Origin of the sequence: Pseudomonas sp. Irchel 3A18, from assembly GCF_900187465.1 — a bacterium.
GTDB lineage: Bacteria > Pseudomonadota > Gammaproteobacteria > Pseudomonadales > Pseudomonadaceae > Aquipseudomonas > Aquipseudomonas cichorii.
On the sequence record NZ_FYDI01000001.1, the window covers coordinates 40,747 to 56,658 of the forward strand.

Annotated in this window: 11 protein-coding genes; 5 read left to right on the forward strand and 6 right to left on the reverse strand. The window is 56.8% G+C overall.

What is annotated here, in order from left to right:
* Position 1: 1 nt before the first annotated feature.
* The 4 genes from dapA to pobA form a co-directional block, all read right to left on the reverse strand.
* Positions 2-874, reverse strand: coding sequence for a 4-hydroxy-tetrahydrodipicolinate synthase (dapA, locus tag CKW23_RS00195; RefSeq protein ID WP_025260946.1), 873 nt, complete (start codon positions 872-874; stop codon positions 2-4).
* 160 nt (positions 875-1,034) lie between these two features.
* Positions 1,035-2,378, reverse strand: coding sequence for a Bd3614 family nucleic acid deaminase (locus CKW23_RS00200; protein WP_095066847.1), 1,344 nt, complete (start codon positions 2,376-2,378; stop codon positions 1,035-1,037).
* A gap of 136 nt (positions 2,379-2,514) precedes the next feature.
* The gene (locus tag CKW23_RS00205) at positions 2,515-3,843 is read right to left on the reverse strand and encodes an MFS transporter (RefSeq protein ID WP_025260943.1); all 1,329 of its coding nucleotides are present in this window, start codon (positions 3,841-3,843) and stop codon (positions 2,515-2,517) included.
* Between the two features lie 144 nt (positions 3,844-3,987).
* Positions 3,988-5,172, reverse strand: coding sequence for a 4-hydroxybenzoate 3-monooxygenase (gene pobA, locus CKW23_RS00210; protein ID WP_095066848.1), 1,185 nt, complete (start codon positions 5,170-5,172; stop codon positions 3,988-3,990).
* 152 nt (positions 5,173-5,324) lie between these two features.
* On the opposite strand from pobA, the gene CKW23_RS00215 reads away from it, so the two are divergent.
* Positions 5,325-6,194: a helix-turn-helix domain-containing protein gene (locus CKW23_RS00215; protein WP_025260941.1), complete on the forward strand. Its 870-nt coding sequence runs from the start codon at positions 5,325-5,327 to the stop codon at positions 6,192-6,194.
* Between the two features lie 36 nt (positions 6,195-6,230).
* Here the strand turns inward: CKW23_RS00215 and ppnN are convergent, their stop codons facing one another.
* Positions 6,231-7,604: a nucleotide 5'-monophosphate nucleosidase PpnN gene (gene ppnN, locus CKW23_RS00220; protein WP_025260940.1), complete on the reverse strand. Its 1,374-nt coding sequence runs from the start codon at positions 7,602-7,604 to the stop codon at positions 6,231-6,233.
* Positions 7,605-7,938: 334 nt separating this feature from the next.
* On the opposite strand from ppnN, the gene CKW23_RS00225 reads away from it, so the two are divergent.
* The 4 genes from CKW23_RS00225 to CKW23_RS00240 all read left to right on the forward strand — a co-directional run bounded on the left by CKW23_RS00225 (position 7,939) and on the right by CKW23_RS00240 (position 12,308).
* Positions 7,939-8,610 (forward strand): TIGR04211 family SH3 domain-containing protein, encoded by a 672-nt coding sequence (locus CKW23_RS00225; RefSeq protein WP_025260939.1) that lies wholly within the window; start codon positions 7,939-7,941, stop codon positions 8,608-8,610.
* A gap of 516 nt (positions 8,611-9,126) precedes the next feature.
* Positions 9,127-10,728: a tetratricopeptide repeat-containing response regulator gene (locus CKW23_RS00230; RefSeq protein ID WP_025260938.1), complete on the forward strand. Its 1,602-nt coding sequence runs from the start codon at positions 9,127-9,129 to the stop codon at positions 10,726-10,728.
* Positions 10,725-11,417 carry a sensor histidine kinase KdpD gene (locus tag CKW23_RS00235; RefSeq protein ID WP_025260937.1) on the forward strand — a complete coding sequence of 231 codons (693 nt, stop codon included), beginning with the start codon at positions 10,725-10,727 and terminating at the stop codon, positions 11,415-11,417. The genes CKW23_RS00230 and CKW23_RS00235 overlap by 4 nt, the downstream gene beginning before the upstream one ends.
* Before the next feature lie 114 nt (positions 11,418-11,531).
* Positions 11,532-12,308 carry a dTDP-4-amino-4,6-dideoxyglucose formyltransferase gene (locus CKW23_RS00240; protein WP_025260936.1) on the forward strand — a complete coding sequence of 259 codons (777 nt, stop codon included), beginning with the start codon at positions 11,532-11,534 and terminating at the stop codon, positions 12,306-12,308.
* A 39-nt stretch (positions 12,309-12,347) separates the two neighbouring features.
* Here CKW23_RS00240 and CKW23_RS00245 read toward each other — a convergent pair whose 3' ends face one another.
* The gene (locus CKW23_RS00245; protein WP_095066849.1) at positions 12,348-15,842 is read right to left on the reverse strand and encodes a glycosyltransferase; all 3,495 of its coding nucleotides are present in this window, start codon (positions 15,840-15,842) and stop codon (positions 12,348-12,350) included.
* Between the last annotated feature and the right edge of the window lie 70 nt (positions 15,843-15,912).

Here is a 15,912-nt window from a genome sequence, read left to right on the forward strand (position 1 = left end):
CTTAGCGGTAGACGGCCAGCAGGCCTTGGAGTTTTTCCAGTGCGGCGGCATCCAGCGGCTGGACCGGCGAGCGGCAGGGGCCGACGGGCACATTGAGCAGTTGGGTCGCGGTTTTCAGCACCACAGGCATGGTGCCCAGCGCGAACGCATCGCGAAGTGGACGAAGGGCTTCCTGGGCGGCGCGGGCGGCTTCGTGATTACCCGACTGGAAGTTGTTCCAGATCGACATGACCACATCCGGTACCGCGTTGGCGGTGGCAGCGATAGCACCATCGCCACCGGCCAGCAGGTTCCAGTAGATCAACGAGTCGGTGCCCGCAAACACGGCGAAGTCGTCGCTGCGGTATTTCATCATCTGAACCAGTGCATCGAAGTTGCCGGCGCTGTCCTTGATGCCTTTGATTTTCGGGTGCTGGCTGAGGGTGGCCACGGCACCGATACCGATGGACATGCCGGTCTTGGCCGGAATGTTGTACATCATCAGCGGCAACTCGGAGGCATCGGCAATGGCGGTGTAGTGCTTGATGAGTTCGGACTGGCTGATGGCATTGAAGTACGGCGTGATGATGGACAGGGCGTCTGCGCCCACATCGATCATTTTTTTGTTCAGTTCGATCACTTCATGGGTAGCAAAGGCACCGGTGCCTACGACTACAGGCACACGCCCGGCTGCCGCTTCAACGGTAATACGGGCGATTTTCAGTTTTTCGGATTCGGAGAGAGTGAAGAACTCGCCATTGGTGCCCAGCACGAAAAGCCCATGTACACCGGCTTGCAGAAGGTTTTCGATCAGGCCGCGAAGGGCTTGCTCATCGAGTTGCTGATCATCGGTAAAGGGCGTGACCAGAGCTGGAATGATGCCGCGAAATTGCATGGCCATAGTCTCGTTTTATTGTTAGTGGCTCGATAGTGATTGAATCAATCATTTGTGGCAAGAGGTTTTGATCGTTTTTTTCAAAATGCGGGGTATGGAGAGGGGAGGAGAGAGGGCAGATGGCGTGCAGGCGATTGAGCAATCGCCTGCACGCAGAGGCTTAGCGAATCAGGCCGCTGGTTTTGATTTTTTCGATCAGGGCAATGCCGCGTTTCAGGATTTCGTTCTCGCCGGGGTCTCCCACACCAGCATCCAGGAGTTCCTGGAGACTCGTGAGGTTATAGCTGAAGAGTTGTGTGGGGGACTTGTTAGTGTTAAGAAACTGGGTGATTGGCTTATTGTCTTTTGTATATTCTGAAGTGAGCCAGTCTGCAGCAGTAGGAGAATTTCCTTTTTCGTTATAGAAATTCTGCATCCATCTCGCATGCGCTGTAGGATTGTTCTCTTTTGTAATATTTTTAAGATAGACAACAGGCTTTTGAATGATGGGCATCATGGTGGTCATACGTTGTACGGAACCATTCTTACCCTGCTTGAGTGTGTTGTTATCAATGTTCGGGTCCATATGTCCAACGACAACAGGTGTATTGACGCTCAACGTGGTAATTAAACCCGAGCACATATGGCAAGGTTCCAGCGTTGAATAAATACGTACATCTTTGGGTAGTTGGGTTGTATTATTCTGGGTCAAATAGGCGAGGATCATTGAGGTTTCGGCATGGAAGCAGCCATTCAGGCCGTTAATGTTGACTCCCCAGCCAAGAATGAGGTCTGTGTTGCTCACCATAATGGCGGCAACGTTATGGCCGTGCGGTAGTGGAGACTTCAGATCGCCTTTCTTTTTCCTCTGAGCCGGCAGGGCTGCTCCAGCCAATGCATAAGCGATTTTCATCCATAGCCGATCCTTGTTGTTTTGCTCTGTAACGACGCTGCCTGTCTGGATCGGTATGCTGGTAGCTATGCGCGTGAGCAGAGTGGTTTCATCGCCTTCTTTCACTCGCGTATTATAAATATCGATACATCCTTTGCTGCTAGCTCTGATTTCTTTTGCCTTATCGCTAAGCGTTGCATGTTCCAATAGAGCATGCCATTGATCAAGCAGTGGTTGCGTCGCAGGGAATGTATTGAGCGTGTTCAGATCTCTGCCATATAGAGAGGAAGAAATGACGAAGGCTGCTGTCTTTTCCAATGCCTTAGGGGCGTCAATCGTTTTTTCTTTGATCGCAATACTCCATGGAATAAAGTTTATTGCATAAATAATCTTTCGCAATCCTTTATGCCAGGCTAGACCTTGGCACATATCTGTCGGCGTGTAGGTGGCGAAAATTGTGCCTTTGGGAGATGAATGATTGTGCAGCATGTTTACAATCGGCTCTTCATATCCCTTGTCACCTTTGACTCCTTTGGCAATGATCTTTTCTTTCGATACCAGATAGGCAAGATCCTTTCCTGTCTGGGCTTTTTCCCTCAATGCCAACAGCAAAATGTAACGAGACACATCCATTCAAGCTCTCCAGATCATGAGATGAGCACACCGGACGAAACTGTTTGATTCTACATAGCCATTAGTTCTTGGGTGGATCGGGGCTGAAAATAAAAAGCCAGACACGAGGTCTGGCTTTTGGTATTGCGGCCAGGGATTACGCAGCGGCTGCCGCCTTGGTCGCTGACTGACGGCTGATTCGCAGGGCTACCAGGCTGCCGACGATGGTCAGGCCTGCCAGGGAGTACAGCGCCATGGTGGTGGAGCCGGTCTGGTCCTTGATCCAGCCCACCAGATACGGGCTGAGAAAGCCCGCCATCTGGCCGATGGAGTTGATCAGTGCCAGCCCGGCTACGGCGACGCTGGCGTTGAGCAGGGCGGTGGGCAGTGGCCAGAACATCGGCAGGCCGGTGAGGGCGCCCATGGTGGCGATGGTCAGGCCAAGAATCGCGATGACTGGCACGGTGGCGAAGTTGGCGGCGATGATCAGGCCCAGGGCGCCCATCAGCATCGGCACGACCAGGTGCCAGCGTCGTTCATTGCGCAGATCCGCCGAGCGGCCCACCAGAATCATGAACACGCCGGCCATGAGATAAGGCACGGCGCTGATCCAGCCGATCACCAGTGCATCGCTGAAGCCCAGGTTCTTGATGATCGACGGCAGCCAGAAGTTGATCGCGTACACGCCGCTCTGGATGCAGAAGTAGATAAAGCCCAGCACCCAGATGAACGGCATGGTCAGTACCGAAAGAGGGGAGGCCTTTTCACTGATCACCGGGCGGCTGAGTTCATCGGTGGTGATGTCGGCCTTGACCCGCTGACGTTGCTCGGGTGTCAGCCAGGGTGCATCTTCGACCTTGTCGCACAGCAACCGGAACGCCAACAGGCCCAGCACGACCGTTGGCAGGCCCTGAATCAGGAACATCCACTGCCAGCCCGCCATGCCGCCTTGACCCGCGGCGAAGTGGTTGAGAATCCAGCCGGAGAACGGGCCGCCCAGCAGGCCGGATACCGGAATGGCGGACATGAACAGTGCCATGATCCGACCGCGTCGCTGGTTGGGGTACCAGCGCGAGAGATAGAGCACGATGCCGGGGAAGAAGCCGGCTTCGGCCATGCCGGTCAGGAAGCGCAGTACATAAAACTCCATCGGAGTGGTGACGAACAGCAGGCAGGTGGAGAACGTGCCCCAGGTGATCATCATCAGGCCGATCCAGCGCCGTGGCCCGAAACGGTTGAGCGCCAGGTTGCTGGGCAGGCCACACAGTACGTAGCCAATGAAGAAGATCCCGGCTCCCAGGCCGTAGACGGTTTCGCTGAAGTTCAGGGCATCGAGCATCTGCAGCTTGGCAAAGCCGACGTTGACCCGATCCAGGTAGTTGAACAGGTAGCAGATAAAGATAAAGGGTATGAGGCGCAGGGTGATGCGACGGTAGACATGATTGCCTTCGACGTCGCCAGCATCCCGAATCGATGGGTTGGGCATGGCGGTGAATCCTCGGAGCTTGTTGTTTTTATACTGCGTACAGCTGATCCCGATCTTATGGGGCTGACAACAAAAACTCTTTGGCGATTTGCACTGCCATGCCGGGTGGTTGTTGTGAAATTGCACAACGCAGGAGCGAATTCATTATTCGATTGCTTCGTAAGGCAATCCCACATAGTTTTCGGCGATGGTCCTTCGGCCTGACTCCGAGCCCACGTAGTAATCCAGCTCAGTCTGCTGAAGCCGCTGGCTGAAATCATCGGTGCCGGGAAAACTGTGCAGGATTGAGGTCATCCACCAGGAAAATCGCTCGGCTTTCCAGACCCGGCGCAGGCAGATCTGTGAATATTTTTCCAGCAGGTCGGTGCGACCTTCCTTGTAGACCTTGAGCAGGATCCGGTACAGCGTGTTGACATCACTGGCGGCCAGGTTCAGGCCTTTGGCACCGGTCGGCGGGACGATATGGGCGGCGTCGCCCAGCAGGAAGAGGCGACCGTACTGCATGGGTTCCACGACAAAACTGCGCAGCGGTGCGATGCTTTTTTCAATGGAAGGACCGGTGACCAGCCGCTCGGCCAGGTGATCGGGAAGCCGGGTTTTCAATTCGTCCCAGAAGCGCTCATCCGACCAGTCCTCGACCTTTTCATCTGCGCTGACCTGCACGTAATACCGGGTGCGAGTGGCCGAACGCATGCTGCACAGGGCAAAGCCGCGTGGATGGTTGGCGTACACCAGTTCTTCGTTGACCGGTGGCGTATCGGCCAGTACGCCGAGCCAGCCAAAGGGATAGACGCGCTCGAAGACTTTCAGGCTGTCAGCGGGAATGGATTGCCGGGAAACCCCATGGAATCCGTCGCAGCCTGCAATGTAATCGCAGTCCAGACGCTGCGTCTGGCCGTTCTGGCTGAAGGTCACGTAAGGTCGGTCGGTTTTCAGGTCGTGGAGCTGGACGTCTTCAGCGTCATAGAGGGTCATGGCACCGGCTTGCGAGCGAGCCTGCATCAGTTCGCGGGTGACTTCGGTCTGGCCGTAGACCATGACGGTCTTGCCATCGGCCAGGGCCTTGAGGTCGATACGCTCGCAACGCCCATCGAAAGCCAGCTCGAAACCATCATGAATCAGCCCCTGGGCATCCATGCGTTCACCAGCGCCGGCTTCGCGCAGCAGATCGACCATGCCTTGCTCCAGCACCCCGGCGCGGATACGGGAAAGGATGTAGTCGGGATTCTTGCGTTCGATGATGACGTTATCGATACCGGCACGTTGCAGCAGTTGGCCCAGCAGCAGCCCGGACGGGCCTGAGCCGATGATTGCGACTTGGGTTTTCATTATTGTTTTCCTGTCATGTGTCCCTGCCAGTCGATGACCGGCGGGATGTCTTTGTTTTTGTCTCCTGTATTTTTAATGGATGCTCATGGCATAAGAAGGCACTATTCAGCGCATTATCTGGACTTTTCAAGGATTACCCACAGGAGCCGGTCATGCCCAGAACAGCGCTTGCCGCGATTCCGGTTTTCAAGCTCTATGGCGAGACGGCTGCCTGGCCCACGCCGGATCTGATCCATTGCGAGTCGATTCCCGAACGCAGCAGGATCCATGAATGGGAGATCAAGCCCCATCGACACAGTGATCTGGTGCAGTTGCTGTATGTGCAATCGGGACGGGCAGTGTTGAAGGTGGAGGAGGCGGTCCATGAGGTCGACACGCCCTCGTTGCTGGTGGTCCCGGCGCTGAGCGTCCACACCTTCAAGTTCAGCGAAGACATTCAGGGCCATATCCTCAGCCTGGCCAGGCCTTTGGTGGAGCAACTGGAGGCGGCACTGGACGATCCGGTGTCGGGTTCGGCTCACTGCCATTCGCTTGGGGCTGACAGTCATTACGTGGACACCCTGTTCAGCGCGATTGCGGCAGAGTACCGACAGCATCGTCCCGGACGTGACCTGATGCTGCAGTCATTGATCAATGTGCTGATGGTCTGGCTGAGTCGGCGCAGCAACGAGCACGCGCTTCAGGATATTCAGGTGCCTGATCGCGGGCGCGAGCATTTGCAGGCGTTCATGCATCAACTGGAATCGAGTTTTCGCGAGCATTGGTCGATTGAGCGACATGCGCAGAAAATGGGCATCAGCGCCGCACATCTCAATGCCCTCTGTCGCCGCCTGTGCGACCAGTCGGCCTTGCAGATCATCAACCAGCGATTGCTGCTGGAGGCCAGGCGCAGCCTGGTTTACACCACCATGACCATCAATCAGGTGTCCGACAGCCTGGGGTTCTCAGAGCCTGCTTATTTCTCGCGTTTCTTCAAGCGTGCGACGGGGCTGTCGCCCAGGCAGTTTCGTATTCAGCGTTAAAAAAAACGGGGCGCTTTGCAGCCACCCCGTCTGAACTCAGGTGACTACCTGATAGCACGGCACATAGGCTGCGCCGCCGGGCAGTTTCATACGATGCTGTTCGACGAATGCCTGCAACAGCTTGTCCAGCGGCTTCATGATCGCCGGGTCGCCATGGATCTGATAAGGACCATGTTCCTCGATCAGGCGAATACCCTTGTCCTTCACGTTGCCCGCCACGATACCGGAGAACGCACGACGCAGATTGGCCGCCAGTTCATGAGGTGGAATCTCATGGTTCAGTTGCAGTTTCGCCATGTTCTCGTGGGTCGGATCGAAGGGGTGCTGGAAGCTTTCTTCGATCTTGAGCAGCCAGTTGAAGTGGAAAGCATCGTTGCGCTCGCGGCGGAACTGTTTGACTTCCTTCAGGCTGCGGGTCATCACCCGGGCAACTTCTGCCGGATCATCGACGATGATCTGGTAGTGCTTCTGCGCGGCTTCACCCAGGGTGGCGCCGACGAAAGCGTGCAGTTGTTGCAGGTAAGGCTCGGTGTTTTTCGGGCCGGTGAGGATCACCGGGAACGGCACATCCCTGTTGTCCGGATGCATCAGGATGCCCAGCAGATACAGGAACTCTTCAGCCGTGCCAGCGCCGCCCGGGAAGATGATGATGCCGTGGCCGACACGCACGAAGGCTTCCAGGCGTTTTTCGATATCCGGCAGGATCACCAGTTCGTTGACGATGGGGTTCGGCGCTTCGGCAGCGATGATCCCGGGCTCGGTCAGGCCCAGGTAGCGACCGCCATTGATACGCTGTTTGGCGTGGGCAATGGTGGCACCTTTCATCGGGCCTTTCATCACGCCCGGACCGCAGCCGGTGCAGATGTCCAGGCTGCGAAGGCCCAGTTCGTGGCCGACTTTCTTGGTGTATTTGTATTCTTCGGTGTTGATCGAGTGACCACCCCAGCACACCACCATCTTCGGCTCTACGCCGGCGCGCAGGGTGCGGGCGTTGCGCAGCAGGTGGAAGACGTAGTCGGTGATGCCATGGGAGTCGCTCAGGTCGATGCGCTGGCTGTCCAGTTCGCTCTCGGTGTAGACAATGTCGCGCAGGGCGCTGAACAGCATTTCGCGAGTGCTGGCTATCATTTCGCCGTCGACGAAGGCGTCCGCGGGTGCGTTGAGCAGTTCCAGGCGAACTCCGCGGTCCTGCTGATGAATGCGAACCTCGAAGTTCTCGTAGGCTTCAAGAATTGTCTTGGCGTTATCGACATGGGCGCCGGTATTGAGAATGGCCAGGGCGCACTGGCGAAAAAGTGTGTAAGTACTGCCTGAACCTGCCGCGCTGAGTTGCTGCACTTCACGTTGGGAGAGGGTTTCGAGGCTGCCTTTGGGGCTGACCGAGGCGTTAATCACTTGTCTTGGGATCATTCTATTTTCCATTAGAGCGATGCATCCGCAGTTGCATCAGGATGGTGAGCATCGATGACGTTCACGCCTGCCCGCATTGTCTACGGCACATGGACGGGAAAGCAAACGCTGTGCACCACAGTCACTGTCTTGAGCATAGTCGCACGGCTGAAACCGTTTGAAATCAGGCAATAACGGGCCTTTTGCCATATGGCTGAATTTTGACGCATGAGGGGCCGATAGTGAACCTGACCCCGTTCAGAGGGTCTGTTAGCTGATGGACTCACTCGACGGACCACAAGGTCAGGAGCCTCAGGGTCTTAATTTCTTATTTCAGACAAAGATAATCATTGCCATGTCTCGTCATCTTTCCGCACTCGTATCTCGTGCACCTGTCCTCTTCAACGCTTCCCGTCGCGCTCTGGGTGCCGGTCTTTTCGGCACGCTGCTGACAGTTTTGACTCCTTATGCCCACGCGGCGGAAAACGATCGCTGGGTCAGCGACAACCTCAGCACATACGTGCGCAGCGGTCCAACCGATGGACACCGCATCGTCGGTACCCTGAAGTCCGGGCAAAAGGTCGATCTGCTTTCGACCCAGGGCAACTACAGCCAGGTCAGGGGCGAGGGCGGCAGCACCGTCTGGATTCTCAGCAGCGATCTGCAGGATGTTGCCGGGCCAGCTGAAAGGGTCCCGCAGTTGACCGAGAAGGTGGAAGAACTGACCGGGCAACTGGCCAATATCGACAACACCTGGAAGACCCGGGTTCAGGGTATGCAGGAAACACTGGATACGCGCAAGAAACTGATCGATGAGCTGGAAGCCCGTACCCTGGCGCTCAATACAGAGCTGACCGACACCCAGTCCGAACTGCGCAACACCCAGGCCCGATTGGGTGACGAAAACAAGCAGGTCATGATGCGTTACATGGTCTATGGCGGCAGCATTGCCGGTATCGGCCTGCTGGTTGGCCTGATCCTTCCTTCCCTGACCCGCAGCCGCAAGCGCAACGACGGCTGGGTCTGATGTGAAATCTGGGAGGAGCAATTAGCCGCCGCGCTGTCGCGCTCTAATGGCGTCTCGCGAATAAATTCGCGCTCATCAAAAAAGACGCAAGACCATGAATTAGAACGTATTTTATGTAGGGTAGAAACGTTATCCGGCGTACATATCCATTATTGATATGTGCTGCTCCTACTGGTTCCGCCGTAAAGGCGCAAGGCGGCCTCAAGCCGAACCATGAATCTGGAAACACCTGCTCCTGTTTACTGCGCGACAGCGCGGTGCCGAGGCGGCGGGTGATCTCCTACGACTATCTCGTTTGCCCAAGACTATTCAGTTTTTCAACCTTCGGTCGAGAAACTGAATAGTCTTGCCAGTTTTCTGGCAGATAGCGGAAAGAATTCCGCAAGTGGAAAACTGTTTAATGGCAACTAGCCATTAGTTATCATGTACGACCTGAAAGTTGGCTGATAAGCCTGATGTAAAGCGTTTTCAGGTTATTGGAAGCACATTTTCACCCTCTGCAAGACAGGAATCTGGATGCTGGCGTACAACCAAAAGAACTTTCTTATCGTCGACGATTTTTCCGATTTTCGGAGTTCGGTAAGATCGATGCTGCGTGAGCTGGGCGTCAAGGAAGTGGATACTGCCGACACCGGCGAGCAGGCCCTGCGCATGTGCTCGCAAAAGCGCTATGACTTCGTCTTGCATGATTTCAACCTGGGTGATGGCCGCAAGAACGGTCAGCAGGTGCTCGAAGACCTGATGGTCGAAAGGCTGTTGAGTTATGAAAGCGTCTTTATCATGGTGACAGCCGAGAACAGCCAGGCCATGGTCATGAGCGCTCTTGAATGGGAGCCCGATGGCTACCTGACCAAACCTTTCAACCGTGCAGGCCTTGCCCAGCGTCTTGAAAAGCTGGTGCAGCGCAAGACCCTGCTCAAGCCGATCCTGCAAGCGCTCGACCGTCGCAAGCCCGCCGAAGTCCTTGCGGCCTGCAATACCCTGATTCAGCAGGACCCACGCTTTGCGCCCCTGTGCCTGCGCTACAAGGCCGACGCCCTGCGCGACCTTAACCAGAATGAACCTCTGGAAAGCTTTCTCAAGACCATTCTGGCCGACCGGGCTACGCCCTGGGCTTACGGCGCGTTGGGCAATCTGTTGCTCAAGCGTGGCAAGGTGACCGAGGCGCAGGAGGTTTTCGAGCAGGCCATCAAGGCTTTCCCCACCATGCCCGCGCTGTTTGACGGCTTGGCCGAAGTGCTGGTAGCCCGTGGCGATGCCAAACGCGCCCAGAGTGTGCTGGAAAACGCCGTGCGCCTTTCGCCTCTGGCGGTGCGTCGGCAAAAGCTGCTGGGCAAGCTGGCGCTGGGCAACGAAGATTTCGAGAGCGCATCGAAGGCTTATCGCCAGGCTGTTTCCCAGGGGCAGCATTCGCGCTTCAAGGACCCTGAAACCAATCTCGGTCTGGCTCATGCCCTGATCAGCAAGGGCGGCGATCAGGGGCTGGATGCGCGTACCCGTGTCGAGATCAACAACGCCCTGGGCGATGTGGCCAAGGAGCACGGTGAAGACGAAGGCCTGCAAGTGCGTACCCGCTTGATGAAAGCGGCCAGCCTGCAGCATTCGGACCCTGAAATGGCTGCCAAGCTGACTGAACAGGCCATGTCGCGCCTGGACAACCTGGGCCAATTCCTCAGTGCAGAAGCGGCGCTGGTGGTTGCCACCCAGCTCAAGCAACTGGGCCAGGAAGATGCGGGCGCAGGTGTGCTCAAGAACTGTGCAGAAATCTACGGCGATGACCCGGCTGTCATGAAAAGCATCGCCACCATGACTGATGATCCTGCGATTCTGGGAGCCAACAAGGCGGCCATCGATCTCAATATCCAGGGTGTGCGCAGCTACAAGGCCGGTAATCTCACCGAAGCACAGGACATGTTCCGCCGTGCCCTGGCCTTGCAGCCCAAGAACATCAGTATTGCGCTGAACATGGCGCAGTCCTTGCTGCATCCGGGACAGAACCTGGGCGAAGCAGGGCGTGAAGAGTGTCGTGCCACACTGAAAATGGTCGGCAAGATGCCCGATAGCGACCCACGGTACGACCGTTACCAGAAACTCAAGGAAAGGGCGTTTGGCGCATGAGTGACAAAGAGAACGGACTCGATTTCTCCATGGTGATCGCTTCCACTGTCCATGACATGAAGAACTCACTGGCGACCCTGACTCAGGCCCACAGCGAGTGGCTTGCGCAACTTCCCGGCGAGCAGCGCAGTGCGCCTGAAAACGGCGTGATCGATTACGAGTTCGCCAACCTCAACGGCATGCTGGTACAGCTGCTCGGCATCTACAAGCTGGGTGTCAATCAGCTTCCGTTGCGTCCCGATTATCACGAGCTGGATGATTTCATCGAGGCGCAACTGGCGCATCACCAGGAAGTGCTGGGCAGCCGTGGCATCACTGCCCACTATGTCGTGGATGCCTTGAGCCCGCTGGGCTTCTTCGACCGCGAACTGATCGGTTCGGTGGTGGCCAATATCATCGTCAACGCCATTCGATTTGCCCGTGAGGAAATCGTGATCAGCGCAAGCGAAGAGGACGGCCAGTTGAAGATCGTCATCAATGACGATGGCCCGGGCTATCCGGCGCACATGATCGAGAATCAGGACGATTATGTTCAGGGCATCAACCAGAGCACCGGCAGCACCGGGCTTGGCCTGTACTTCGCCGCACATATCGCTCGCCTGCATGAGCGCAATGGTGTGCGGGGGCGTATCGAGATTGCCAATGGTGGTGTGCTGGGTGGCGGCAAGTTCAGCCTTTACCTGCCTTGAGTCCTTCTTCAGGGACGGTTGGGGTTCACCTTCAGCCGCGCCTTGCGCCTCTCTGGACGTCGCTGCTATATTTTTGACGCGCTGTGCAATTTAACTGGCATATGGATAAATTCCGTGAAGTTGACAGAAGATAATCAGCAGGTTTCGGGGCAGGCGTCGGCAATAAAACTGTTGGTTGTTTCCGATAATCCGCCCCTTTCTGCGGCGTTGATAGAGTGCCTTGAAACGCTGGATAAACGTTTAACTGTCACGCTGGACTTGCGCTATACCTCCTATAACAAAGCGCCCCAGAATATGGTTGAACTGGGGGCTCGCGAGATCAATGTAAAAGACGACACGGTCGTAGACTTCATCATCAGTCATTACGATCTGGTGCTGAGTGTTCATTGCAAACAGCTGTTCCCTAAGCGCCTGGTAGAAGGCGTGCGCTGTATCAACTTCCACCCGGGGTTCAACCCCTTCAACCGTGGCTGGTATCCTCAGGCGTTTTCAATACTCAACGGCCTGCCGGTGGGCGCAACGATTCATGTCATGGATAAAGAAATCGACCATGGCCATATCATTGCCCAGAAGCCGGTAACGATAGGGGCAGGTGAAACGTCGCTTGAGGTTTACAATAACGTCATCGAGGCTGAAAAGGAGTTGATGCGCGAGTACTTGCCGCGAATCCTGCAAGGCCGCTACGAAGTCTTCAAACCGCTGTCCGAAGGTAATTACAACGGTATCAAGGACTATAATGAACTGTGTGAGTTGAACCTGGATGAAGTGGGCTCTTTGCGGGATCACATTAATCTGTTGCGTGCGACCTCACATGGCAACTTCAAGAATGCTTATTTCCATGATGAGCTGGGTGAGAAGTATTTCATCAGGGTTGTATTGGATAAAGCCTGATAAAGGCATCACGTCCTTGTGATGCCTCCATAATTGGCCTTATTGAGGCCTTGCCCAGACAGCCTGCCAGTCCCGCAGATTCGTCGTATCCAGCATCCAGTTCTCCCTCACTTCGCGCCTTAACTCATCCCCGAGACGGGCACATTCATCGGGTTGATTGATGTGTGCCTCGATAGCCGCAATCCAGGCCGGGGTTTCATTGCTGACAGCCGTTACCGGCAGGCTGCCTTCGGTACACAGAGTATCGCTGCAGATCACCGGGTAGCCGCAAGCCCCGAACTCCAGCAGGGAAACCGGGCTCTTGCTCTGAGTGCTCAGGCTCGACTGAGCCGGAACCAGCACAAGGTCCAAATTCAGGCTGGCCAGCAGTTCAGGGTACAGAACGCCTTCCACCGGAGAGCGCAGTTCATGGATGTACGGGCGCAACCAGCGCGAGCATGGGCCCATGATCACCCATTCCACCTTGTCGGCGAGAGCCTCGATCACGCCGGACAGGATCAGCAGGTCGGCCTGTTGATCGGCCGTGCCGACCCAGCCAATGCGAGGCTTGTCACGGGTTTTGCGCTGGCTTTGCACATTCAGCCAGATATCGGGCGACAACCTGGTCGGGATCACTTGAATGTTCGGGTGCGCATCCCGGACAAGATCCGCCAGAGCCTGTGTCGGCACGGTGACGGCGTCCACCAGTTCCAGCGCACTGCGCAACGAGTACGCCGATTCAAGGCCTTCCGGGTAGTGGGGCAGATCAAAGGTCACCCAGGCATTGGTGTGTTCCTTGATGGCGCCGATGGCTTCTATCTGCGCTGGCGTGATCGAGCCTTGCAACACAACAGTGTCCGGGCTCAGGCGGGCGATTTCTGGCAGCGAGAGAGGGCTGTTGCTCAGAACGCCGTCCACGGCCAGGGCAGTACCCAGCATTTGCAGTGGCTGGGCGACGCGAGTGCCTGCATGGGCATCATCCGGTTGTACCAGCACCACAGGCAGTGGGCGATGGATCAGCGGACGCCATGCCAGTTGCGGGTTGCCTTGGCTGACAAAGCTGCCTGCCTGCAAGGTGAGGTTGGTGTTATAGGCCGGGTCCCAGGCCATGTAATGCAGCCAGCGGTGATGCAGCGCTCGCCGGGCGAAGTCCATGGCTTGGGCATCGATGGCTTGAGGGGCCGAGCGCAGCTGGATGATGGTATGAGGCGTCCAGACCACCAGATGCTGGGCATCGCGGACCCTGAGGCAGAGATCGACATCGCTGAAGTACTGGTAGAACAGATGCTCTTCCAGACCCTGTATATCGTCGAACAGTGACTTGCGAATCATCAGGCATGCGCCGCTGACCGCGCTGTAGTTCTGCTCGGTTTCCAGGCGCTGCGCAAAGGATGCCGAGGCTGCGGGTTCGCCGCCCGTGACCGGTTGTGCGGTGTCCTGAAGGCCGACAATGATACCTGCGTTGGCGAGGCTGCCGTCTGCGGCAAGAATTTTTGCGCCGACCACGCCGACTTCAGGCCGTTGCGCCTGATTGAGCAGGTTGTGCAGCCAGTCCTTGTGCAGGATGGCTGCATTGTCGGCCAGGAGCAGCAGGTATTGGCCTTGTGCCTGTTGAGCGGCGCTATTGAGTAGGGCGGACGGGTTCAGGGTCTGCTGGTGACGCACGACGCGGATCTTGTCCGATTGCAGCGAATCGATGTTTGCCAGCCATTCAATGCTTTGCGCTGACTGGCTGTTATTGTCGCTGATCAGGATTTCATAGTTCGGATAGGCCGTGTTTTCCAGAACGCTCTCTACGCACGGCAACAAGGTTTCCAACTGATCATTGGAGCTGACAATGATGGAAACCAGCGGCTGCTCGGCGTGGCCATAGGTGATCCGGTAATGGCCTGACTCGGTAGTCTGGATTTCACTGTCGCCATAGCCACGAGCGAACAGGTGGCGCTGCAGCGTGCGGATCTCGTCGTTGTTGTACTGAGGCCGGGCCTGTGGCGCGAGCACCAGCGGTTCGGTCGCATGGGCAAACTCGGTAAAGTCCGGGTGCTCGATCATGCGCAGGATCAGATCCAGCTCTATGGCTTGTGCATGATCGGGATTGAAACCGCCCACCAGCAGGGTTTTCTCTCTGCTGAACAGCCAGTTGCGGCTGGTTGCCGAAGGGCTGGCCAGCAGGTAGTCGAGGCTGAATTCAGGTCGCAGGCCCAGGCTGGCGCCGTCCTGATTTTCGAGTGCGATTTCATCGCCGAACAGGGCGCAGGCGTGTGGCGCGTCAATCAGTTTCAGTGCCGCGCTCAACAGGCCGCTTTGCGTGAACGTAGTCCCCGCGTCGACCAGTACCCACCAGTCGTGTTCGTTTTCTGCCATCAGGTCATTGATGACGATGGCGCGATCCTGCTCAGTGGCGCTCAACCAGGGCAACTGGGCTTGTAGCGGTGTCTGATTCGACGTGTCGTAATCGGCGAGGATGAACACCTTGAGCTTGTCCAGCAGTTGCGGGTCGCTGGCCAGACTCTGCACGGTGGCGAGGACGCTTTCGGGCTGCTGATTGAAGTCCGACACGACAATGGCAATCGTCGGGCCGCCACCATGATCCTGCAGGTGCTGCCTGATCAGGGTCTGTTGCGGGACCGTAGGCCTGCGGGTACCCAGCCAGCTGGCGACCTGCTGGTTGCGGCGCTGGTTCTCCGGGCGCCGGTCGAAATAGGCAACCAGGTCAAGTTCCTGGATATTGTCACGCTGCGACAGCGGAGCGATCTTGACGGTGCGGTTCTGCTCTTCCGGGCGTACCCAGCCAAGCTCACGGGTGATGCGGTGATAATCGGCGCGACGTTGTCTCGGGAGTTCAGGGTTAGTGCGGCAGACTTCGCTGCTCTGCTGATCGGAAACCCGGAAGTACGAAAGCGGACGTGCAAGCATCGCCAGATTGCCCTGGCGAAGCAGCTTCACAAACAGCGCAACGTCCGCCAGGCCCCAGATGAATATGCCTTTGAGCGACATGATTTCATTGCCGAACACCAGCGCATCTTCGCGACGGAACATGACGGAGCTGGGTTCGCCAATGAAGTTGATCGGGTACTGGGCAATGAACGACACCAGTTCCGGGCCATTGATCACGACATTGCGCCCGAACGGGTTGCGGGTGGCCATGTTGTCCTGCATGAACTGGCCTTTGTCGTCTACCAGTTTGCGGGTGGCGCAGACCATCTTGATGTCGGGGCTGTCGTGCAGAACATCGAAGAGCAGGCGTACGCAGTCGGGGACCAGAATGTCGTCGTCGTACAGAAACTTGATGAACTGACCACGGGCCAGGCTGATGGCGCGGGCACCGTTGTGCTCTTCGCCCAGGCCAACCGGGTTTCTCTCGTAGCGGATGGGCCAGCGGCTGCCCGGGCTGAGTTTGTCGACGATGTTCTTGATGGCCTCGGTCGGGCAATCGTCGCAGATGACGATTTCAACGTCGTCGTGGTTCTGGCTGATCGCGCTGGCAAGCGCGGTCTCGAAGAAAGTGGCCTTGTAAGCCGGGATGACAATACTGACCAGACGTGAAGAACTCATCGCAATACCACGTGTGAAGAGAGTAGGGAGGACCAGCCGTTCAACGGGGTCGGTGCAAGTGGGCAAGGTT